The 21,299-nt window shown below is 76.0% G+C and carries 18 protein-coding genes; 14 read left to right on the forward strand and 4 right to left on the reverse strand.

Translation table 11 applies throughout. The features are described 5' to 3' along the window. The 3 genes from AB6N23_RS10310 to AB6N23_RS10320 all read left to right on the forward strand — a co-directional run. The coding region (locus tag AB6N23_RS10310; protein ID WP_412865984.1) for a glycoside hydrolase family 3 N-terminal domain-containing protein at positions 1 to 5,072 on the forward strand (5,072 nt) is incomplete at its 5' end. Positions 5,073 to 5,196: 124 nt separating this feature from the next. Further along, positions 5,197 to 6,531, forward strand: coding sequence for a glycosyltransferase (locus AB6N23_RS10315; RefSeq protein WP_412865985.1), 1,335 nt, complete (start codon positions 5,197 to 5,199; stop codon positions 6,529 to 6,531). 88 nt (positions 6,532 to 6,619) lie between these two features. Next, complete coding sequence (locus AB6N23_RS10320; protein WP_412865986.1) at positions 6,620 to 7,360, forward strand: phosphoglyceromutase; 741 nt, start codon at positions 6,620 to 6,622, stop codon at positions 7,358 to 7,360. A 200-nt stretch (positions 7,361 to 7,560) separates the two neighbouring features. Here the strand turns inward: AB6N23_RS10320 and phoU are convergent, their stop codons facing one another. Next, positions 7,561 to 8,235 carry a phosphate signaling complex protein PhoU gene (phoU, locus tag AB6N23_RS10325; RefSeq protein ID WP_412865987.1) on the reverse strand — a complete coding sequence of 225 codons (675 nt, stop codon included), beginning with the start codon at positions 8,233 to 8,235 and terminating at the stop codon, positions 7,561 to 7,563. A gap of 164 nt (positions 8,236 to 8,399) precedes the next feature. Here phoU and AB6N23_RS10330 point away from each other — a divergent pair, with 164 nt between their 5' ends. The 6 genes from AB6N23_RS10330 (at position 8,400) to pstB (ending at position 14,700) form a co-directional block, all read left to right on the forward strand. Next, on the forward strand, positions 8,400 to 9,623 hold the full coding sequence (locus AB6N23_RS10330; RefSeq protein WP_412865999.1) for a sensor histidine kinase: 1,224 nt from the start codon (positions 8,400 to 8,402) through the stop codon (positions 9,621 to 9,623). Beyond that, on the forward strand, positions 9,620 to 10,336 hold the full coding sequence (locus tag AB6N23_RS10335) for a response regulator (protein WP_378208692.1): 717 nt from the start codon (positions 9,620 to 9,622) through the stop codon (positions 10,334 to 10,336). Before AB6N23_RS10330 ends, AB6N23_RS10335 begins: the two co-directional genes overlap by 4 nt. A 206-nt stretch (positions 10,337 to 10,542) precedes the next feature. After that, positions 10,543 to 11,667, forward strand: a complete 1,125-nt coding sequence (pstS, locus tag AB6N23_RS10340; protein ID WP_412865988.1) for a phosphate ABC transporter substrate-binding protein PstS — start codon at positions 10,543 to 10,545, stop codon at positions 11,665 to 11,667. Between the two features lie 146 nt (positions 11,668 to 11,813). Next, positions 11,814 to 12,821 carry a phosphate ABC transporter permease subunit PstC gene (gene pstC / locus AB6N23_RS10345; RefSeq protein WP_412865989.1) on the forward strand — a complete coding sequence of 336 codons (1,008 nt, stop codon included), beginning with the start codon at positions 11,814 to 11,816 and terminating at the stop codon, positions 12,819 to 12,821. Then, a complete protein-coding gene (gene pstA, locus AB6N23_RS10350) occupies positions 12,821 to 13,885 on the forward strand; it encodes a phosphate ABC transporter permease PstA (protein ID WP_412865990.1) in 1,065 nt (354 codons plus the stop codon). The genes pstC and pstA overlap by 1 nt, the downstream gene beginning before the upstream one ends. Positions 13,886 to 13,920: 35 nt before the next feature. Beyond that, positions 13,921 to 14,700, forward strand: coding sequence for a phosphate ABC transporter ATP-binding protein PstB (gene pstB, locus AB6N23_RS10355; protein ID WP_412865991.1), 780 nt, complete (start codon positions 13,921 to 13,923; stop codon positions 14,698 to 14,700). Positions 14,701 to 14,814: 114 nt separating this feature from the next. On the opposite strand, the gene AB6N23_RS10360 is transcribed toward pstB, so the two are convergent. Next, the gene (locus AB6N23_RS10360; protein WP_412865992.1) at positions 14,815 to 15,498 is read right to left on the reverse strand and encodes a hypothetical protein; all 684 of its coding nucleotides are present in this window, start codon (positions 15,496 to 15,498) and stop codon (positions 14,815 to 14,817) included. A 339-nt stretch (positions 15,499 to 15,837) separates the two neighbouring features. On the opposite strand from AB6N23_RS10360, the gene AB6N23_RS10365 reads away from it, so the two are divergent. The 3 genes from AB6N23_RS10365 (at position 15,838) to ispF (ending at position 17,643) form a co-directional block, all read left to right on the forward strand. Continuing rightward, positions 15,838 to 16,320: a CarD family transcriptional regulator gene (locus AB6N23_RS10365; protein ID WP_135973343.1), complete on the forward strand. Its 483-nt coding sequence runs from the start codon at positions 15,838 to 15,840 to the stop codon at positions 16,318 to 16,320. 91 nt (positions 16,321 to 16,411) lie between these two features. Further along, on the forward strand, positions 16,412 to 17,158 hold the full coding sequence (ispD, locus tag AB6N23_RS10370) for a 2-C-methyl-D-erythritol 4-phosphate cytidylyltransferase (protein ID WP_412865993.1): 747 nt from the start codon (positions 16,412 to 16,414) through the stop codon (positions 17,156 to 17,158). Further along, entirely contained in the window at positions 17,155 to 17,643 is a 489-nt protein-coding gene (ispF, locus tag AB6N23_RS10375; RefSeq protein ID WP_412865994.1) for a 2-C-methyl-D-erythritol 2,4-cyclodiphosphate synthase, read from the forward strand. The genes ispD and ispF overlap by 4 nt, the downstream gene beginning before the upstream one ends. Here ispF and AB6N23_RS10380 read toward each other — a convergent pair. After that, a complete protein-coding gene (locus AB6N23_RS10380; RefSeq protein WP_412865995.1) occupies positions 17,624 to 18,619 on the reverse strand; it encodes an EamA family transporter in 996 nt (331 codons plus the stop codon). The two genes, ispF and AB6N23_RS10380, sit on opposite strands and share 20 nt — an antisense overlap. A 72-nt stretch (positions 18,620 to 18,691) precedes the next feature. Between AB6N23_RS10380 and AB6N23_RS10385 the strand changes: the two genes are divergently transcribed. Together AB6N23_RS10385 and AB6N23_RS10390 are read left to right on the forward strand one after the other, a co-directional pair. Further along, entirely contained in the window at positions 18,692 to 19,630 is a 939-nt protein-coding gene (locus AB6N23_RS10385; protein ID WP_412865996.1) for a LysR family transcriptional regulator, read from the forward strand. An 89-nt stretch (positions 19,631 to 19,719) separates the two neighbouring features. Further along, the gene (locus AB6N23_RS10390; RefSeq protein ID WP_412865997.1) at positions 19,720 to 19,959 is read left to right on the forward strand and encodes a hypothetical protein; all 240 of its coding nucleotides are present in this window, start codon (positions 19,720 to 19,722) and stop codon (positions 19,957 to 19,959) included. 115 nt (positions 19,960 to 20,074) lie between these two features. On the opposite strand, the gene AB6N23_RS10395 is transcribed toward AB6N23_RS10390, so the two are convergent. Beyond that, entirely contained in the window at positions 20,075 to 21,055 is a 981-nt protein-coding gene (locus AB6N23_RS10395) for a quinone oxidoreductase family protein (protein WP_412865998.1), read from the reverse strand. Positions 21,056 to 21,299: the final 244 nt, after the last annotated feature.

The raw sequence follows: 21,299 nt of genomic DNA on the forward strand, positions 1-21,299 counted from the left end.
CGGCCGGCCTCGCGCTGCTCGCCCCGCTCGCGCTCGTCGCGGCGGCCGCGCCCGCTGCGGCTGCGCCCACCACCGACCTCGCGCGCGTCGGCACCGCCACGGCGGACCGCGCGCAGGACGACGTCGACGGCCGCTTCCCGGCCGACCTCGCGGTGGACGGCGACCCGGGGACGCGGTGGGCGAGCGGCAACGGGCCCGACGAGGACGTCGAGTTCACCGCGGCGCTGCAGGTCGACCTCGGCACGACCGCCCAGGTGGAACGGGTCTCGCTCGCGTGGGAGGCGGCGTTCGCGACCCGGTACGAGGTCCAGGTCGCGTCCGGCGACCCGGCCGACCCGGCCGCGTGGACCACCGTGCACACGCAGGACGCCGGCGACGGCGGCACGGACGACGTCGCGCTCGCCGAGCCGGTCGACGCCCGCCACGTCCGGGTGCAGATGCTCGAGCGCACGTCGTTCGACTGGGACCCCGCCCGCCCGCACTGGTACGGCTACTCGCTGTTCGCGCTGGAGGTCTACGGCACGCCCGCGCAGCCCGTCGCGGCGCTCGGCCGCACCGCCGTCACGGTGCCCGCGGGCGGCACGGCGAGCGTGCCGGTGCTGCTCAACGCGCCGGCGGCCGAGGAGGTGTCCGTCCGCGTGCGGTCGACCGGCGGCACCGCCGTGGCCGGCACGGACTACACGGCCGTCGACGAGCGCGTGACGTTCGCGCCCGGCGAGACGAGCGCGACGGTGGACGTCGCGACGGTCGACCGCGGCCCGCTCGCGCCCGTCGGCACCGTCGGGCTGACGGTGGACGAGCCGTCCGACGGCCTCCTCCTCGGCGGCCGCACGGCCGCGACCGTCACGATCACGCCGCACGGCAGCCTGCCGGACGTCGGCGCGACGACCCTCCTCGAGGACTTCACGGGCGGCGTGCCCGGCGCCTACCTCACGTGGGGCAGCCGCCCGGAGGTCACGCCGGCGCTCACCACGGCGTCCGGCGCGCGCGAGGGCGCGGCCGACGACGCGGTGCTCGTCGCGACCGTCGGCGCCGAGCCCGGCGACGGCGACTGGTCCGGGTTCACGCACGACCTGCAGGCGACCGACTGGTCGGCCCACGACGGCTTCACGTTCTGGTTCCTCGGCACGGGCGGCGGCGGCACGCTGCGCTACGAGCTCAAGAGCGGCGGGCAGCTGTTCGAGACCTCCGTCGTCGACGACGCCGAGGGCTGGCGCCGCGTGTCGGTGCCGTTCGCGTCGCTGCGCCTCAAGGGCGACCCGGCGTCCGACGCGCGGTTCGACCCGACCGGCGCCACCGGCTGGGCGATCACGCTGACCGACCTCGGCGCGGGGGAGTGGCGGTTCGACGACCTCGCGCTGTACGACCGGCTGACGCTCCTCGAGGACGTCGAGGGCGACGTCCCGGTCGCCGAGCCGGGCAGCCAGGTGGGCCTGTTCACGTGGGGCTCCGACGGCGCACAGGTCTCGCTCGAGGTGCAGGAGCAGGACCGCGACGGCGCACCGGCCGGCAACCACGTGCTCGGCGGGGAGTACCTGATCCCCGGCGGCGGCTGGGGCGGCTTCTCGCAGAACCTCGCCGCGCCGCAGGACTGGAGCTCCTACGAGGGCATCCGCCTGCTCTGGTACGCCTCGCAGGAGACGCGGCCCGCGTCGCCCACGGCCGGCGCGGACATCAAGGTCGAGCTCAAGGACGGCGGCCCGGACGGCGAGCACTCCGAGGTCTGGGCGGCGACGTTCAAGGACACGTGGTCGCCCGACGGCAGCCGGTGGAACCTGGTCGAGATCCCGTTCTCGGCGTTCACGCTCTCCGGCTACCAGCCCGGTGACGAGGCCACGCGGAACGGCGTGCTCGACCTGACGTCGTCGTGGGGCTACGCGATCACGTTCGTGCCGGGCCTCGCCGAGCCCGAGGGCTGGGCGGTCGACGACGTCGGCCTGTACGGCGCGGCGGTCCCGCCGGCGACGGCGCAGGTCGTCGCCGACCCGGGCGTCGTGCTCGTGGACCCGGGCGACACGGCCGAGGTCACGCTGCGCCTGACGACGACCGACGGCAGCCCGCTGCCCGACGACGTCACGGTGACGTGGGAGGACGTCCCCGGCACGGCCGAGCGCGGCACGCACTACACGGCCCCGACGGGGGACGTGACGTTCGCCGCGGGCACGGAGTCGGGCGCCACGGCGACGGTGGAGGTCGCGACGCTCGCCACGGCCGAGCAGGACGACGCGCGCTCGTTCGCGCTGCGTCTCTCCGCGGCCGGCGCGGCGGTCGGGGACGACGTGCGCGTCGTGCTCAACGCGGTCGGCGCGCCGTACCTCGACGCGTCCCGGCCGACGGCCGAGCGCGTCGAGGACCTGCTGGGCCGCATGACGCTCGCGGAGAAGGTCGGCCAGATGACGCAGGCGGAGCGGCTCGGCCTGCGCTCGCCGACGCAGATCGCCGAGCTGGGTCTCGGGTCCGTGCTGTCGGGCGGCGGCTCCGTGCCGCGGCCGAACACGGCGGCCGGCTGGGCCGACATGGTGGACGGGTTCCAGCGCGAGGCCCTGAGCACGCGCCTGCAGATCCCGCTCGTGTACGGCGTCGACGCCGTGCACGGCCACAACAACGTGGTCGGCGCGACGATCTTCCCGCACAACCAGGGCCTGGGTGCCACGCGTGACCGCGACCTCGTCGAGGCGGCCGCGCGCGCCACCGCCGTCGAGGTGCGGGCGACCGGCGTGCCGTGGACGTTCGCGCCGTGCCTGTGCGTCACGCGCGACGAGCGGTGGGGCCGGTCGTACGAGGCGTTCGGCGAGGACCCCGCGCTCGTGGCGGCCATGGCGGCGCCGGCGGTCGAGGGCCTGCAGGGCACCGACCCGGCCGACCTGTCCGGGCCGGAGCGCGTCCTCGCGACCGCGAAGCACTGGGTCGGCGACGGCGGCACGCGGTACGAGCCGTCGCAGGCGGGCTCCGGCTACCCGATCGACCAGGGCGTCACGCACGTCGCGGACCTCGAAGAGCTGCGGCGCGTCCACGTCGACCCGTACCTGCCGGCCCTGGCCGCGGGCGTCGGCTCGATCATGCCGTCGTACTCCGCCGTGGCGGTCGCGGGCGGCGAGCCGCTGCGGATGCACGAGCACCGCGAGCTCAACACCGACCTGCTCAAGGGCGAGCTCGGCTTCGACGGCTTCCTCATCAGCGACTGGGAGGGCATCGACAAGCTCCCGGGCGGCACGTACCGCGAGAAGGCGGTGCGCGCGGTGAACGCCGGGCTCGACATGGCCATGGCGCCGTACAACTTCGCCACGTTCGTCGAGGCGCTCACGGGCGCGGTCCAGGACGGCGAGGTCGAGCAGGCCCGCGTGGACGACGCGGTCCGCCGGATCCTCGCGCAGAAGTTCGCGCTCGGGCTGTTCGACGAGCCGTTCGCGGACCGCTCGCGTGCCGACGCCGTCGGTGGCGCCGAGCACCGGGCGATCGCCCGCGAGGCGGTCGCGGAGTCGCAGGTGCTGCTCAAGGACGCGGGCGGCGTGCTGCCGCTGGCGCGGGACGCGCACCTGTACGTCGCCGGCTCGAACGCCGACGACCTCGGCCACCAGTCCGGCGGCTGGACCGTCCAGTGGCAGGGCGCCTCGGGCGACATCACCGAGGGCACCACCGTGCTCGAGGGCATCCGCGCCGCCGCGCCGGGCGCGACCGTGACGCACTCGCCGGACGCGTCGGCCCCGCTCGACGGCGTCGACGTGGGCGTCGTCGTGGTGGGCGAGCCGCCGTACGCGGAGGGCGTCGGCGACGTCGGCAACAACGGGCGCAGCCTCGACCTGCCGGCGGCGGACCGCGCGGCGATCGACCGGGTCTGCGGTGCGGTCGAGTGCGTCGTGCTCGTCGTCGCCGGGCGCCCGCAGCTCGTCACCGACCAGCTCGACGGGATCGACGCGCTCGTCGCGTCGTGGCTGCCGGGCACCGAGGGTGCGGGCGTGGCGGACGTGCTGTTCGGCGACACGCCCTTCACGGGCCGGCTGCCGGTCTCCTGGCCGGCGTCCGCCGACCAGGTGCCGGTGAACGTGGGCGACGAGGAGTACGACCCGCTGTACGCGTACGGCTGGGGACTGCGCACCGACGCCCCGCGCACGCGGCTCGTCGCGACGCTCGACCGGCTGCCCGCCGGCGAGGGCCGCGACGCCGTGCAGGCCGTGCTCGACGCCCCGGTCTGGGACGGCGACGCGCTCGCCGCCGACGCGGTCGGCACGGCGGTCCCGCTCCTGGCGGCCGCGGCCGAGGCGCTCGGCGGCACGGACCGGGACGTCACCCCGGCCGCCGACGCGGTCGTCTCCGTCGTGCGGGACCTCGCGCAGGCGGCCGTGATCGCCGGCACCGCGCCGGCCGACGCCGACGCCCGCACGGCCGACGCGGAGCACGCGCTCCTCGCGGGCCGTCCCGCCGAGGCACTCGAGGCGCTCGCCGCGGTGGCGGGCGTGCCGACGACCGCCCCGGTGGAGTCGACGACGCGCCTGCGCCTGTCGGCGTGGGTCACGACGTTCGGCCACGCCGTGACGGCCGACGTCACGGTCCGCGCGGAGGGTGCACCGGCGCCGACCGGCACGGTCGAGCTCCGGGTCGCCGGCGAGACGGTCGGGACGGCCACCCTGCGCCCCGCCGGCGACGGGCGGTCCACCGCCCGCGCGACGCTGCCGGCCGACCTCGCGGTCGGCACGCACGACGTGGTCGCCGTCTACGCCGGCACGGCCGACACGGACCCGCCGGTGCGCGGCAGCGCGTCGGCCGCCGCGCGGCTGACGGTCGTGCGCACGCTGCCGCACGTGCGCACGGACGGGACCGACTGGACCGTCCGGGCGCGCGACGCCAAGCAGGTGCAGGTCCAGGTCCGCGGGGTCGCGGGCGTGGTGCCCACGGGCACGGTCGACGTGTGGGTCGACGGCCGCACCGCGGGGACGGCGACGCTCGACCCCGCCGGCCGCGCGGTCGTCGACCTGCCGCGCTCGACGCGCACGTCCTTCGTCGTGGTGACGTACCGCGGCGACGGCACGTACACGCCGTGGGTGTCCGCACCGCGGGTGCTGCTCGTGCGCTGACGCCGGACGAACCGGCCCGCACCGGGACACCCGGGACGGGCGGCTCGCCGACGGCGGCCGTCGCCACGTGCGACGGCCGCCGTCGTGGCGTGCGGCCCGCGCGCACGGCGTGACAATGGAGGACGTGACCGTCGAGCGCGCACCCCGGGTGGCCATGCTCTCGGTGCACACGTCCCCCCTAGACCAGCCCGGCACGGGCGACGCGGGGGGCATGAACGTCTACGTGCTGGAGCTCTCGCGCGCGCTCGCGGCCCGCGGTGCGCGCGTCGAGATCTTCACGCGCGCGACCGCGTCGGACCTGCCGGAGACCGTGGTGCTGGACGGCACGACCGCCGACGGCCGCACGCTCGCGGGACCGGAGGCGCGCGACGTACTGCTCGCCGACGACGTCCCGCCGGGCGTCGTCCCGCCCGTGCTCGTGCACCACGTGCCCGCCGGGCCGTTCGAGGCGCTCGACAAGAACGACCTGCCGGGCGTCCTGTGCGGCATGGCCGCGGGCGTGCTGCGCTCCGAGGCCGCGCGCCGGCCTGGCTGGTACGACGTCGTGCACTCCCACTACTGGCTCTCGGGCCAGGTCGGGGCGATCGCCGCGCAGCGGTGGGAGGTGCCGCTCGTGCACACCGCGCACACGCTCGCGCGCGTGAAGAACGCGAGCCTCGGTCCCGGCGACTCCCCGGAGCCGACCGTGCGGGTCGTGGGGGAGGAGCAGGTCGTCGCGGAGGCGGACGCGCTCGTCGCGTCCACGCCCGTCGAGGCGCGCGAGCTCGTCGAGCTGTACGCCGCCGACCCGCAGCGCGTGCACGTCGTCGAGCCGGGGGTGGACCTCGACCGGTTCGCGCCGGCCGCGCCGGGGGGACGTGCGGCCGCCCGCCGCGCGCTCGGGCTGCCGCTCGACCGGCAGGTGGTGCTGTTCGCCGGGCGCGTGCAGGCGCTCAAGGCTCCCGACGTGCTGGTCCGCGCGCTCGGCGTGCTGTGCGACGCGGGCCGTCCCGTGCCGCTGCTCGTCGTGCTCGGCGGGCCGAGCGGGCGCGCGACGGCCGTGCGCGAGCTGCTCGCGCTCGCCGCGACGTGCGGGGTCGCGGACGACGTCCTCGTGCACCCGCCGGCGCCGCGCGACCGCCTGCCGCTCTGGTACCACGCGGCCGACGTCGTCGCGATGCCCTCGCGCTCGGAGTCGTTCGGTCTCGTCGCGGCGGAGGCGCAGGCCAGCGGCGTCCCGGTGCTGGCGGCGGCCGTCGGCGGGCTGCGCACGGTCGTCGACGACGGCGTGTCCGGCCGGCTCGTCCCCGACCACGAGCCCGACCGGTGGGCGGACGTGCTCGCCGACGCGCTCGCGGACGACGAGCGCCGCGGCGCGTGGGGACGTGCTGCCCGCCGCGTCGCGGAGCGGTTCGGCTGGGAGGCCGCCGCCGACCAGCTGCTCAAGGTCTACGCGGTCGCCGCCGAGCAGCGCCGCTGAGCCCGCCGGCCTCGCGGCCGGGCCGTCCGGGCGACCGGGGGACGGACGTCCCTGCGGCCCGGGTCCGCGGCTGCGGCAGGATGGACCCATGACCTACACCCTCGTGCTGCTCCGCCACGGCGAGAGCGAGTGGAACGCGAAGAACCTCTTCACCGGCTGGGTCGACGTCCCCCTGTCGGAGAAGGGCGTCGAGGAGGCCAAGCGCGGCGGCACCCTGCTCACGGACGCCGGCGTGCTGCCGGACGTCGTGCACACGTCGCTGCTGCGCCGGGCCATCACGACGGCGAACTACGCGCTCGACGTGGCCGACCGCCTGTGGATCCCCGTCAAGCGCTCGTGGCGCCTGAACGAGCGCCACTACGGCGCGCTGCAGGGGAAGAACAAGAAGCAGACGCTCGAGGAGTACGGCGAGGAGCAGTTCATGCTCTGGCGCCGTTCGTACGACGTCCCGCCGCCCGAGATCGAGCTGGGCACGGAGTTCTCGCAGGACACCGACCCGCGCTACGCCGGCGAGCCGATCCCGCGCACGGAGGCGCTCGCGCAGGTCCTCGACCGGGCGCTGCCGTACTGGGACGCCGAGATCGTGCCCGACCTGAAGGCCGGCAAGGTCGTCCTCGTCGCCGCGCACGGCAACTCGATCCGCTCGATCGTCAAGTACCTCGACGACGTCGACGAGCAGACCATCGCCGGCATCAACATCCCCACCGGCATCCCGCTGCTCTACGAGCTCGACGAGGAGACGCTGAAGCCGACCGTCGCGGGCGGCACGTACCTCGACCCGGAGGCCGCCAAGGCCGCGATCGCCGCGGTGGCGAACCAGGGCCGCTGACCCGACCCGCACGCGCCGACGGGCCGTCGTCCCCCGGGGGACGGCGGCCCGTCGTGCGTCCGCGGCAGCCGGCCCGCCGCGGGTGCGCCCGGACGCGACGAGGCGCCCGCCCCCTCCCCGGGACGGGCGCCTCGCGGTGCGAGCCGGGGTACGGCTCGGTGGTCGCCGGGAGCCGGGGGTGCCCGGTCCGACGAGGTCGGTCAGACGGAGCGGACGGCCGCCGGGTCGAGCGCGTGCGCGGTGTCCCCGGTGACGAGGTAGACGACGCGGCGCGCGACCGACACGGCGTGGTCGCCGAACCGCTCGTAGTAGCGCCCGAGCAGGGTGACGTCGACCGTCTCCTGCGCGGGGCGCCGCCACTCGCCGGACAGCATCGCGCTGAACGTGTCGCTGTGCAGGGCGTCCAGGAGGTCGTCGTCCTGCTCGATGCTCTCCGCGAGCGCGAGGTCCCGCGTCTCGAGGAGCGTCGTGGTGCGCCGGGCGACGCGCACGGCGGCGTCCTGCATCTGCGTGAACGTCCCCTCCAGGCCCTCGGGCACGGCGCCGCGCGGGTAGCGCAGGCGCGTGACCTGGGCGACGTGCCGGGCGAGGTCGCCCATCCGCTCGAGCGACGCGCTCATGCGCAGCGCCGAGACGACGACGCGCAGGTCGGTCGCGACGGGCTGCTGCTGCGCGAGCAGGCGCACGCACCGCTCGTCGAGGTCGCGCTCGAGGGCGTCGATGGCGAGGTCGTCGGCGATCACCGACTCCGCGAGCCGGAGGTCGGCCGTGAGGAGCGCCTGACCGGCGCTCGTGACGGCCTGCTCGACGCGGCCGCTCATGGCGACCAGGTCCTCGCCGAGCTGCTTGAGCTCGGCGTCGAAGATGTCCCGCATGGTGTCCTCTCTGCGCGCAGGTGCGCGTTGCGGCCCACACCGTCGCACGGCCCGGTGAACGCTCGTCACCGCGCAGGTGAACACCCGGCGGCCGGGCGGCGTCGGCGTCCGCCGGTGGCGGGGCGTGCCCCGGGCGTCGGCCTAGTGTGGGCGGCGTGGAGTGGATGGACGGCCTCGCGCCGCTGGTGGCCGGGGCGCTCGGCGTGCTCGTCGGCGCGTTCGCCGTGGGCGCGTTCCGGTGGAGCGAGCGCGCGCAGCGCACGGTGCCGCCGCAGCCCGAGCCCGAGCTCGACGACGGGCTCGTCCGGACGCTCGCCGTGCTGCGGTCCGCGGCGGTCGTGCTCGACGCCGAGGACCGGGTGGTGCGCGCGAGCCCGCCGGCGCACGCGCTGGGCCTGGTCCGGGACGGTCGCCTGGTGCACGCCGCGATGCGCGACCTGGTGGAGGCGGTGCGCCGCGACGGCGTCATCCGGGACGAGGAGGTCGACGTCCCGCGCGGCCCGGTCGGCGCCGGTCGGCTGCTCGTGCAGGCGCGCGTCGCGCAGGTGACGCCCGAGCACGTGCTGCTCCTGGCGGAGGACCTCACGCAGGCCCGCCGCCTCGAGGCCATCCGCCGCGACTTCGTCGTCAACGTCTCGCACGAGCTCAAGACGCCCGTCGGCGCGCTGTCCCTGCTGGCGGAGACGGTGCAGGACGCGGCGGACGACCCGGAGGCGGTGCGCCGGTTCGCCGGCCGCATGCAGACGGAGGCCGTCCGGCTGTCCGCTCTGGTGCACGAGATCATCGAGCTGTCCCGCCTGCAGGCCACCGGCGCGCTGGAGGAGCTCGCGCCCGTCGCGGTCGACGACGTCGTCGCCGAGGCGGTCGACCGCGCGCGCACGGGTGCCGACGCCAAGCAGGTGCGCGTCAGCGCGGGGGGCGCGCGGGGCGTCACGGTGTTCGGCGACCACAACCTCCTCGTCACCGCGGTGCGCAACCTGCTCGACAACGCGGTGGCGTACTCGCCCGAGGGGACGCAGGTCGCCGTCGGCGTCGCGCGCCGCGGCGAGCTCGTCGAGATCGCGGTCGTCGACGAGGGCGTCGGCATCGACCCGGCCGACCAGGAGCGCGTGTTCGAGCGGTTCTACCGCGTCGACCCGGCGCGCTCGCGCGACACCGGCGGCACCGGCCTCGGCCTGTCGATCGTCAAGCACGTCGCGGCGGACCACGGCGGCGACGTGTCGGTGTGGTCGCAGCCCGGACGCGGCTCGACGTTCACGCTGCGCCTGCCCGTCGCGGACTCCCGCCCCGCGGACGACGCGCCGTCGTCGACCGGCGCGCCGACCACCCCGCCCCCGACCAGTGCCGGCGGCCCGCCGGACCGAACCCCGTCCAGGAGCACCCCGTGACCCGCATCCTGCTCGTGGAGGACGAGGAGTCCTACCGCGACCCCCTCGCGTACCAGCTGAGCCGCGAGGGCTACGACGTCGTGACCGCCGCGACCGGCCCCGAGGCGCTCGAGCGCTTCGCGGACGGCGGCGCCGACCTCGTCCTGCTGGACCTCATGCTGCCGGGCCTGCCCGGGACGGAGGTGTGCCGGCGGCTGCGGCTGGAGTCCGACGTGCCGGTCATCATGCTCACGGCCAAGGACGACGAGATCGACAAGGTCGTGGGCCTCGAGCTCGGCGCCGACGACTACGTGACGAAGCCGTACTCGTCGCGCGAGCTGCTGGCGCGGATCCGCGCGGTGCTGCGGCGCCGGGAGGCGGGCGCCCGGGCGGCGGGCGGCGCGGACGACGCGGAGGACGACGGCACGCTGGAGGTGGGTGGCGTCCGCATGGACGTCGACCGGCACACGGTGCACGTCGACGGCGCGCTCGTGCCGTTCCCGCTCAAGGAGTTCGAGCTGCTCGAGCTGCTGCTGCGCAACCCGGGCCGCGTGCTCACGCGCGGGCAGCTCATCGACCGCGTGTGGGGGTCGGACTACGTCGGCGACACCAAGACGCTCGACGTCCACGTCAAGCGCATCCGCGCCAAGATCGAGGCGGACCCGTCCGCGCCGACGCTCCTGACGACGGTCCGCGGCCTCGGCTACAAGCTGTCGGACGTCCCCGACGAGTGAGCGCCGCGGCGCCGGCGCGTGAGCCCCGTCACGCGCGCCGGCGCCGCCCCGGGACGAACCACCCGGACCGCGTCCTGGACGGTCGTCTGGTCGACCATCGTTCATCCCCGGTTCACCGAGGGCCGCCGAGGCGGTCACCTCGCGTCCCTACCGTCGACCACGGCCGCGCACCGACCGGTGCGCGCGGATCGACAGGATGGGTCACAGTGAAGCTCTCCCCCCGCAACCGTCTCGGTGCCGTCGCCCTCACCGGCGCGCTGGCGCTGACCCTGGCCGCGTGCAGCTCCGGTGGCAACGCCGAGGAGCCGGCCGGTACCGCCGGCGGTGACGCCCCCGCCGAGCTGAGCGGCTCGCTCGCCGGTGCGGGTGCCTCCTCGCAGGAGAAGGCTGTCGCCGGCTGGATCGCCGGCTTCAACGAGCAGTACCCCGACGTGGCCGTCTCGTACGACGCCGTGGGCTCGGGCGGTGGCCGCGAGCAGTTCCTCGCCGGCGCCGTGCAGTTCGCCGGCTCCGACGCCGCGCTGGACGAGGAGGAGCTGGCGGCGGCGCAGGAGCGCTGCGTCGGCGGCGAGGCCGTCGAGGTCCCGCTCTACATCTCCCCGATCGCGGTCGTCTACAACCTCCCCGACGTCGACGCCGACAACATCAACATGTCGGCCGCGACGATCGCGAAGGTCTTCAACCGCGACATCACCTCGTGGGACGACCCGGCGATCGCCGCCGAGAACCCCGACGTCGAGCTCCCCGCGGTCGACATCATCCCCGTCAACCGCTCGGACGAGTCCGGCACGACGGAGAACTTCACCGAGTACCTCGCCGCCGCGTCCGAGGGCGCGTGGCCGCACGAGGCCAGCGGCGACTGGCCGCTGTCGGGCGGCCAGTCCGGCCAGGGCACGCAGGGCGTCATCGACACGGTGACGGGCGCCGAGGGCGCGATCGGCTACGCCGACGCGTCGCGCGCCGGTGACCTGGGCACGGTCGCGCTGAAGGTCGGCGAGGAGTACGTGCCGTTCTCGGCCGAGGCCGCCGCGGCCGTCGTCGACGCCTCCCCGCGCGCCGAGGACGCCACGGAGAACCGCATCGTCGTCGAGCTCGACCGCACCACGACCGAGGCCGGCGCCTACCCGCTGGTCCTCATCTCCTACTCGATCGCCTGCTCGGTGTACGAGGACCAGGCCGACGCCGACAACGTCAAGGCGTACCTGACCTACGTCGCGAGCGAGGCGGGCCAGGAGCGCGCCGCCGACCCGAGCGTCGCCGGTGCCGCCCCGATCTCGGAGGAGCTGCGCACCGAGGTCCAGGCCGCGATCGACTCCATCACCGCGGGCTGACCGGACCCCACGTGACCGCACCGGACGGGAGCCGCCCCGGGACGCCACGTCCCGGGGCGGCTCCCGGCCTGCGTGCCGAGGGCCCCCGCCCGCCGGCAGCACCCCGCACGACACCCTCCCCACCCTCCCCACCCACCGGAGAAGCCGTGGCTCTCACCACCACTCCCGCCCGCCGGTCCGGGGCCGCGCCCGACGGCGCCCCGGCCGACGCGGCCGCGGCCGTCCGCGCGGCGTCGACGGGCCGCGTCGGCAGCAAGGTCTTCGCCGGCCTGTCCACCGGTGCCGGCGTCCTCATCCTCGTGACGCTGGCCGCGGTCGCGGTCTTCCTGCTCGTCGAGGCCTGGCCCGCGCTCACGGCCTCCTCGGAGGAGCTCGGCGAGATCTCGTGGTTCAACGGCGGCTCGGTCGCCGAGTACGTCGGCCCGCTCGTCTTCGGCACGCTCCTCGCGGCACTGCTGGCGCTGGTCCTGGCCGTGCCGGTGTCCGTCGGCATCGCCCTGTTCATCTCGCACTACGCGCCCCGCCGGCTCGCACAGGGCCTCGGCTACCTGATCGACCTCCTGGCGGCGATCCCGTCGGTCGTCTACGGCCTGTGGGGCGCGCTGTGGCTGCTCGGCGTCGTCGACCCGTTCTTCACGTGGCTGTCGTCGACGCTGGGGTTCGTCCCCCTGTTCGCCGACTACCAGGCCCCGGCCAAGAACATCCTGTCCGCCGCGATCGTGCTCGCCGTGATGATCCTGCCGATCATCACGGCCGTCTCGCGCGAGGTCTTCCTGCAGACGCCGCGCCTGCACGAGGAGGCGTCGCTCGCGCTCGGCGCGACGCGGTGGGAGATGGTCCGCCAGGCCGTCCTGCCGTTCGGGCGCTCGGGCGTCATCAGCGCCTCGATGCTCGGCCTCGGGCGCGCGCTCGGCGAGACGATGGCCGTGCTCATGGTCATCTCGCCCGGGTTCCTCTACTCGTTCCACCTGCTCCGGCCGGGGCAGCACCAGACCATCGCCGCGAACATCGCCTCGAAGTTCCCCGAGGCCAGCGGCCTGTCGGTGAGCGCGCTCATCGCCACGGGCCTCGCCCTGTTCGTCATCACGTTCGCGGTCAACTTCGTCGCGCGGTGGATCATCGCGCGCCGCGCCGAGTTCTCGGGAGCCAACTGATGGCCGTCGACACCGCCCCCGCGACCGGCTCGTCGCTCGTCGACCCGGGGCAGGGCCGCCTGCCGCGGTGGAGCGCCTGGGCGTTCCCCGTCGGTGGCGTGGTCGTCGCGTCCCTGCTGCTGCTCGTGCTCGGCACGCCGACGGTCGCGGGCGTCGTCGCGCTCGGCGCCGTGCTCTACGCGGTCGCGCTGACGGGCGCGTCGTTCGTCGTCGAGGGCCGCCGCCGCGCGGTCGACCGGCTCGCGACCACGCTCGTCACCGGTGCGTTCCTGCTCGCGCTCGTCCCGCTCGTCTCGCTCGTCACGCTGGTGGTCGGGCGCGGCATGCAGTCGTTCAGCTGGACGTTCCTCACGACCGACATGGTCGGCGTCTTCGGCGACATGACCGAGGGCGGCATCGCCCACGCGGTCGTCGGCACGCTGCTCATCACGCTCGCCGCGGCGGTCATCTCGGTGCCGATCGGCCTGCTCACCGCGATCTACCTCGTGGAGTACGGCCGCGGGCCGCTCGCGCGGTCGATCACGTTCCTCGTCGACGTCATGACGGGCATCCCGTCGATCGTCGCCGGCCTGTTCGGCTTCGCGCTGTTCACGCTGATCTTCGGCCCCGCCTTCCGCGCGGGCATCATGGGCGCGGTCGCACTCGCGCTGCTCATGACGCCGGTCGTCATCCGGTCCGTCGAGGAGATGCTGCGGCTCGTGCCGAACGAGCTGCGCGAGGCGTCCTACGCCCTGGGCGTCCCCAAGTGGCTGACGATCGTCAAGGTCGTGCTGCGCACGGCCGCCGCCGGCATCGTCACGGGTGTCATGCTGGCCGTGGCGCGCGTCATCGGCGAGACGGCGCCCCTGCTGCTCACCGTCGGGCTCATCACCCAGGTCAACACCGACCTGTTCGACGGGCGCATGGCCACCCTGCCCGTGTTCGCCTACCGGCAGTACGAGCAGGGCGGCACCGGCATCGACCGCGCCTGGGCCGCCGCGCTCACCCTCATCCTCATCGTCATGCTGCTCAACCTGGCCGCCCGGTTGATCAGCCGCTGGTTCGCCCCCAAGGGCGCCCGCTGAAGTCGATCCGTCGCGGATCAGGAAAGGAAATCCCCATGTCCAAGCGGATCGACGTCTCGGACCTCGACGTCTACTACGGCGACTTCCTCGCCGTCGAGGGCGTCACGATGGCCATCGAGCCCCGCCAGGCGACCGCGCTGATCGGCCCGTCCGGCTGCGGCAAGTCGACCTTCCTGCGCACCCTCAACCGCATGCACGAGGTGATCCCCGGTGCGCGCGTCACGGGCAAGGCGCTCATGGACGGCCAGGACCTCTACGGGTCGGACGTCGACCCGGTGACGGTGCGCCGCCAGATCGGGATGGTCTTCCAGCGGCCGAACCCGTTCCCGACGATGTCCATCGCGGACAACGTCCTGGCCGGCGCCAAGCTCAACAACCGCCGCATGTCCAAGGGCGATGCGCAGGATCTCGTCGAGCAGTCCCTGCGCGGCGCGAACCTGTGGAACGAGGTCAAGGACCGCCTCGAGCGCCCCGGCTCCAGCCTCTCCGGCGGGCAGCAGCAGCGCCTGTGCATCGCGCGCGCGATCGCGGTGCGCCCGCAGGTGCTCCTCATGGACGAGCCCTGCTCCGCGCTCGACCCGATCTCGACGCTCGCGATCGAGGACCTCATCGCCGAGCTGAAGAGCGACTACACGATCGTCATCGTCACGCACAACATGCAGCAGGCCGCGCGCGTGTCCGACAAGACGGCGTTCTTCAACATCGCCGGCACCGGCAAGCCCGGCAAGCTCATCGAGATGGACGACACGGCCACGATGTTCTCGTCGCCGCGCGAGCAGGCGACCGAGGACTACATCTCCGGCCGCTTCGGCTGACCGGTCGGGTGCGGCCCCCGTGGCCGCCCCGCCGCCCGGACACGACGACGGGCGCCCACCGTGCGGTGGGCGCCCGTCGTCGTGCGTGCGCGGGGCCGGTCGGCCGTCGTGCCGTCAGCCGTCCGAGCCGTCGGTCTGGTCGCCCTCGCCGCGGTCCTGCTCGCCCTCGGGGTCGGCGTCCTGGCCCTGCTGCGGCTCGGAGGCCTCCTGCGTCTCGCCGGGCGTCGGCGACGCGCTCGGCGTGCCGGACGGCGTCGGCGTCTCGCCGATGCGGGCGAGCAGCGGCGCGTACTCGGGCAGCGTGCCGTCGAGCACGGGCACCTGCACGACCGAGCTGCCGCCGGCCGGCGTCGACACCGTCACGTCCGTGAGGCCGCCGGGGACCGTGGCGACCGACGCGACGCGGACGTCCGCGGTGCCGTAACGGCCCACCGGCGCGTCGCCGCCGAGCAGGACCGTGCCGGAGCTCGGCACGTCGACGTCGACCGGCTCGGCGCCGTCGACGGCCAGCGTCACCGTCGTGTCCTCGCCGGAGTTGTTCGTCAGCGCGCCCACGAGCAGGCCGGCGCCGCCCTCCTCCTCGGCGAGGACGAGCAGGTTGAGCGCCCGCACCTCGTCGACGGTGATCGCCACGCCGTCGGACGGCGGGTAGTCGTCGACGGTGGTGATCTGGTTGGTGGCCGAGCAGCCGGCGAGCAGGGCCGCGGACGCGACCGCGAGCACGGCGAGGCGCCGCGGTCGTGACGGGGCGGCCGACCGGGTGGTCGTGCGGACGGCACGGGGGCGGGGCGTGGTCACGGTGTCTCCTGCTCGGCTCTGCGCTCGTCTGCCCGCGTGCGTGCGGCGGGCTCCCGGCCAGCGTACCGGCGGTCGTGCGACGGGCCAGCACAGGGGCCCGGCACGGTGTCGGCACGGTGTCGGCACGGTGTCGGCACGGTGCCGGCACCGTGCACGGAGGGGCGCGGGGGGCCCTCCCACGGGTCGTCCACCGGCCACGCGCGCGACGTCTCGCGGACGCCCTCCCGTCGGCTGCACCTCGCTGACCTGCGGTTTCATCCTCAGGACGGCCGTCCGGAGTCGGGTTCGGGCGGATATGGGCGTGATACCATACACGTCTGCGAAAGGGGACACCGGCAGATGACTTTCACTGTTGGGGAGACCGTCGTCTACCCGCACCACGGTGCAGCCAAGATCGAAGAGATCAAGACCCGCACGATCCGCGGCGAGGACAAGATCTACCTCAAGCTCAAGGTCGCGCACGGTGACCTCACCATCGAGGTGCCCGCCGAGAACGTCGACCTCGTGGGTGTCCGCGACGTCGTCGGCCAGGAGGGGCTCGACCGCGTGTTCGAGGTGCTGCGCGCCCCGTACACGGAGGAGCCGACCAACTGGTCGCGCCGCTACAAGGCGAACCTCGAGAAGCTCCAGTCGGGCGACGTCATCAAGGTGGCGGAGGTCGTGCGCGACCTGTCGCGCCGGGACGCCGACCGTGGCCTCTCCGCCGGCGAGAAGCGCATGCTCGCCAAGGCGCGCCAGATCCTCGTCTCGGAGCTGGCCCTGGCCGAGCACACCGAGGAGGACAAGGCCGAGGCCATCCTCGACGAGGTCCTCGCGTCCTGACGACACGGCCGACGGTCCGGGTGCGCACCGCGCACCCGGACCTTCTGCTGTGCGCGCACGTCACACCGTCACCGACGCAGCCGGGAGCCGCATGAGCGTCGCCGCCGTCCTCACCGCCGCCGGCAGCGGGTCCCGGCTGGGGCACGCGCTGCCGAAGGCCGTCGTGCCCGTGGCGGGTGCACCCCTCGTCGCGCACGCCGCGCGGGCGCTGCTCGCCGCCCGTGCCGCTGACGGCGCGCACGTCACCGCGCTCGTCGTCACCGCGCCCGCCGAGCACGTCGCGGCGGTCACGGCGGCGCTCGCGGGCGTCGGCGTGCCGGACGTCCCCGTGCGGGTCGTCGTGGGCGGCGTCACCCGGCAGGCGTCCGTCGCGGCGGGGCTGGCGGCGCTGCCCCCCGACGTGGACGTCGTGCTCGTGCACGACGCCGCGCGGGCGTTCGCGCCGCCCGCGCTCGTCGCGCGCGTCGTCGACGCCGTCCGCGCGGGGCACGACGCGGTCGTCCCCGGGCTGCCGGTCGTCGACACCGTCAAGCGGGTCGCCGCGTGGGACGCGACCGGCGGGCCGGTGCTCGACACGCCGCCGCGCGACGTGCTCCGCGCCGTCCAGACGCCGCAGGGGTTCACCCGCGACGTCCTCGTGCACGCGCACGCCGTGGGCGCCCACCGGGCCGGCGACGAGGCGACAGCCGCGTCCGACGACGCGGGCCTCGTCGAGGCCGCGGGCGGCCGGGTCTGGGTCGTCCCGGGCGACGAGCGGGCCGCGAAGATCACCACCCCGCGCGACGTCGTGCTCGCCGAGGCGCTGCACGCCGCGCCCGTCCCGGGAGGCACCCCGTGAACCTGCGCACCGGCGTCGGCGTCGACGTGCACGCGTACGACCCCGACCCCGTCCCCGACGCCGTGCTGCACCTCGCCGGCCTCGCGTGGCCGGGCGAGCGTCCCCTCGCGGGCCACTCCGACGCGGACGTGGCCGCGCACGCCGCCGCCGACGCGCTGCTCTCGGCCGCCGGCCTGGGCGACCTGGGGGCGCAGTTCGGCACGAGCGACCCCCGCTGGGCGGGGGCGTCCGGCGCCGCGCTGCTCGCCGAGACGGCGCGGCGCGTGCGCGCGGCCGGGTTCGGGATCGGCAACGTCGCGGTGCAGGTGCTCGGCAACCGGCCGCGGCTGGGGCCGCGCCGGGCCGAGGCGCAGGCGGCCCTGTCGGCCGCGTGCGGCGCGCCCGTCACCGTGAGCGCCACCACGACGGACGGGCTCGGCCTGACCGGCCGCGGCGAGGGCGTCGCGGCGATCGCGACCGCGCTCGTCACCGCGCCGGAGGACTGACCGTCGTCGGCGTCGGCGCGCCGGCCCGCGGGTCGACCGCCGGCTCGGCCGCCGGCTCGACCGCCGACCCCGCCTGGGCCAGGTCCGCGCCGCCGCGCGGCCGCCGGGCCGGTGCGCTGCCGAGCAGGACGCCGCCGACGACGAGCACGCCCAGCAGCAGCTCCGCCGGCTCCGTGGGCTCGCCGAGCACGAGCCACGACGACCCGATGCCGACGACCGGCACGAGCAGCGAGAACGGCGCCACGACGCTCGACGGGTGCTGCGCCATGAGCCACGTCCACAGCCCGGACCCGACGAGCGTGGCGACGAGCACGGTGAACAGCAGGCCGCCGAGCGCGGCCAGGCCCGTGGGCGTCGTCAGGCCGGTCAGCGAGGCGCGGACGCGGTCGGGTCCCTCGAGGGCGAGCGCGAGCACCAGCATGGGCAGCGGCGGCACGACCGACATCCAGAGCATGAGCCGGAACGGCGAGTCGGCCTGCGCGCGCCGGTTGCAGAGGTTGCCGAACGCCCAGCCGAGGCCGCCGCACAGCGTGAGCACGACGGGCAGCAGCGTCGCGCCGCCGTCGAGGCCCGCGCGGTGCACGGCGATGCCGCCGAGGCCCGCCACGGCGACCGCCACCCCGAGGCCCTGCCGCGGCGTGAGCCGCTCGCGCAGGAACGCCGCCGCGAGCAGCACGGTGAAGGGCGCCGACGACTGGAGCACGAGCGACGCCAGCCCCGTCGGCATGCCGGTGTCCATCGCGAGGTAGAGGAAGACGAACTGCAGCACCCCGAACCCGAGCCCGTAGCCGACGAGCCAGCGCGCGGCCACGCGCGGCCGCGGCACGAGGAGCACCGTCGGGACCGCGATCAGCGTCCACCGCAGCGCGACGAGGAAGAACGGCGGGAACTGCTCGAGGGACAGGTGGATCGCCGGGAAGTTGAGGCCCCAGGTGACGGCGACGAGCGCGGCGAGCAGGCGGTGGCGGAGCGGCACGCGACGAGTGTGCGCCGAGCCGGCCGTGCAGCACCATCGAGATGTCGTGCACCGACGTTGTAGCGTCGCTGCATGGACCCGGCCCACCTCGCGACGCTGCGTGCCGTGCGCGCGCACGGCGGCGTGACCGCCGCGGCGGCGGTGCGGCACCTGACGCCGTCCGCCGTGTCCCAGCAGCTCGCGGCCCTGCAGCGGGAGGCCGCGGTGCCGCTCACCGAGCGCGTCGGGCGCGGGCTGCGGCTCACGCCCGCGGGGGAGGCGCTCGCCGACGCGGCGCTCGACGTCGCCGTCGCGGTCGAGCGGGCGCGCGCGGCGTGCGACGCGTTCGTCGCCCGGCCCGTCGGCACCGTGCGCGTGAGCGCGTTCTCCAGCGGGGCCCAGATGCTCCTGCCCGGTCTGCTGACCCGCGTCGCCGCCCTCGACGGCGTCACGCTCGAGTGCTCCGACGAGGACGTCGCCCAGGACGAGTTCGTCGCCCTCACCGACCGCGTCGACGTGGTCGTCGCGCACCGCCCCGACGGCAGCGCGGGCTGGGGGCCGGACGTCGTCGTCGTGCCGCTGCTGCGCGAGCCGCTCGACGTCGCCGTGCCGCTCGACCACCCCCTCGCCGACCGGGCCGCCGTCACGCCGGCCGACCTCGCCGACGCGCCGTGGATCGCCGTCCGGCACGGGTTCCCGGTGGCGCGCGTGCTCGACGAGGTGGCGGCCCGCACGGGCACCGAGCCGCGCGTGGTCCACCGGATCAACGACTTCGCGGTGGTCGAGGCGCTCGTCGCGGCCGGGCACGGCGTCAGCCTGCTCCCGCGCTGGACCGCGCGGGCCGGCGACGGCGTCCGCTTCCGGCTGCTGCCCCTCGAGGGGGTCCGCGCGGGCCGGCACGTCGACGCGCTGCTGCGCCCGGACCGCGCCGAGCGCCGCGTGGTGCGGCGCGTGCTGGACGAGCTGCGCGCGCTCGCCGCCGACGCCCCCGGGCCGGCGCCCGCGCCGCCCGGCGGGGGTCGCGGAGGCTGACGCGCGCCGCCGCCCACCGGTGCCGTACGGGTGGTCGTCAGCCGGACGGTCGTCGCGAACCGGACGAAACGCCGGTACCGTGCGACGGCGTGACGATGCCCACCACCGACGAGCGCGACGACGCGCCGCACACGGGCACGCGCGCCCCGCGACCCGCACCCGCCCTCCCGCACCGCGACGCGCCCCTGCCGGTCCGCCAGCGCAACCGGGTGCCGCTCGAGACGCTGGAGGCCACGTTCGCGGGCCTGCAGGAGATCGACGAGCGCACGCGCCCCGTCGCGCCCCCCGTGCCCCCGCCGGACGTCGAGCTGCCGTGGGCGGGCCGCTGACGCGGTCCGGCCGACGCGGTCCGGCCGACGCGGTCCGGCCGACGCGGTCCTGCCGACGCGGACCGGCTGACGCGGTCAGGGCGTCGAGCGGCGCCGCGGAGTCCCGCCCGGTCGGTCAGTGCACCGGTGCGTGGTCCCCGCTCGCGCGCGCCGCGTCCGTGACGAGGACGAGCTTGCCGCCGGCGTGCCCGTCGCGGGACCGGCGGTGCGCCGTGGCGGCGTCCTCGAGCGCGTAGGCGCCCGTGACGAGCACGTCGAGCGAGCCGTCGGCCGCGAGGGCCGTGAGCTGGCCGCGCGCCGCGTCGCGCACGTCGGCGCCGGGGTCGGCGCCGGGCCCGTGCCCCAGCGCCCGGATGCCGAGGGCCGCCGCGCGGTCGAGGGCGACGAGCGTGGCGACCCGGCGCCGGTCGGCGACGAGCGCGACGGACGTGTCGAGGGCCTCGGGCGTGCCGACGGCGTCGACGGCCGCGACGACCTCGCCGAGGTCCGCGGCCGCGGCGCGCACCCGGTCGAGCAGGCCGGGGCCGTGCGCCACGGGCACCGCGCCGAGCCGGGCGAGGCACGCGTGCCAGGTCGGGGACGCGGTGGCCACGACGTGCGCGCCGCGCAGCACCGCCAGCTGCACCGCCATCCGCCCGACGCCGCCGGACGCCCCGTGCACGAGCACGACGTCGTCGGCGTCGACCTCGGTCGCGACGACGGCGTGCAGCGCGGCGGCGCCCGCGGCGAGCAGCCCGGCCGCCGCCGTGGCCGGCAGGGACGCCGGCCGCCGCACGACGACCCGCTGCGGCACCTTCACGAGGTCGGCGTACCCGCCGCGCACGGGCCAGGCCACGACCTCGTCGCCGGGGGAGAACCACCGCACGCCCGTGCCGACGGCGCGGACCACGCCGGCGACTTCCACGCCGAGCTCCACCGGGGGCGTGGCGCCCGAGCCGGGCGCGTAGCTCTTCCAGTCCCACGGGTTCACGCCGGCCGCCTCGACCGCGACGAGCACCTCGCCGGGCCCGGGGTCGGGCGCGTCGCGGGACACCACCCGGAGCACCTCCGGCCCGCCGAGCGCCTCCGCCACGACGGCACGTCCCGTGTACGTCACGCCGACAGCCTGTCCTGCCCCAGGGCCCGCACCAAGGCGGCGCGCGTCACCCGATCGTCGGAACGTCGACGCCGCTACACCCGTCCGGGTGAACGGTGACGCGAGTCGGTCACAGCCGCACGCCGCGCGGTGCGTGCGGCACGTGACCCCGGGGCGGTGCGACTCGGCGTGTCGCACCGCACGACGGACGGCTCGGGGTGCGCGCGTGCCGCGGCGGGGGCGGCGGGGCCCGACGCGGCAGCAC

Source organism: Cellulomonas pasadenensis, assembly GCF_047229365.1.
GTDB lineage: Bacteria > Actinomycetota > Actinomycetes > Actinomycetales > Cellulomonadaceae > Cellulomonas.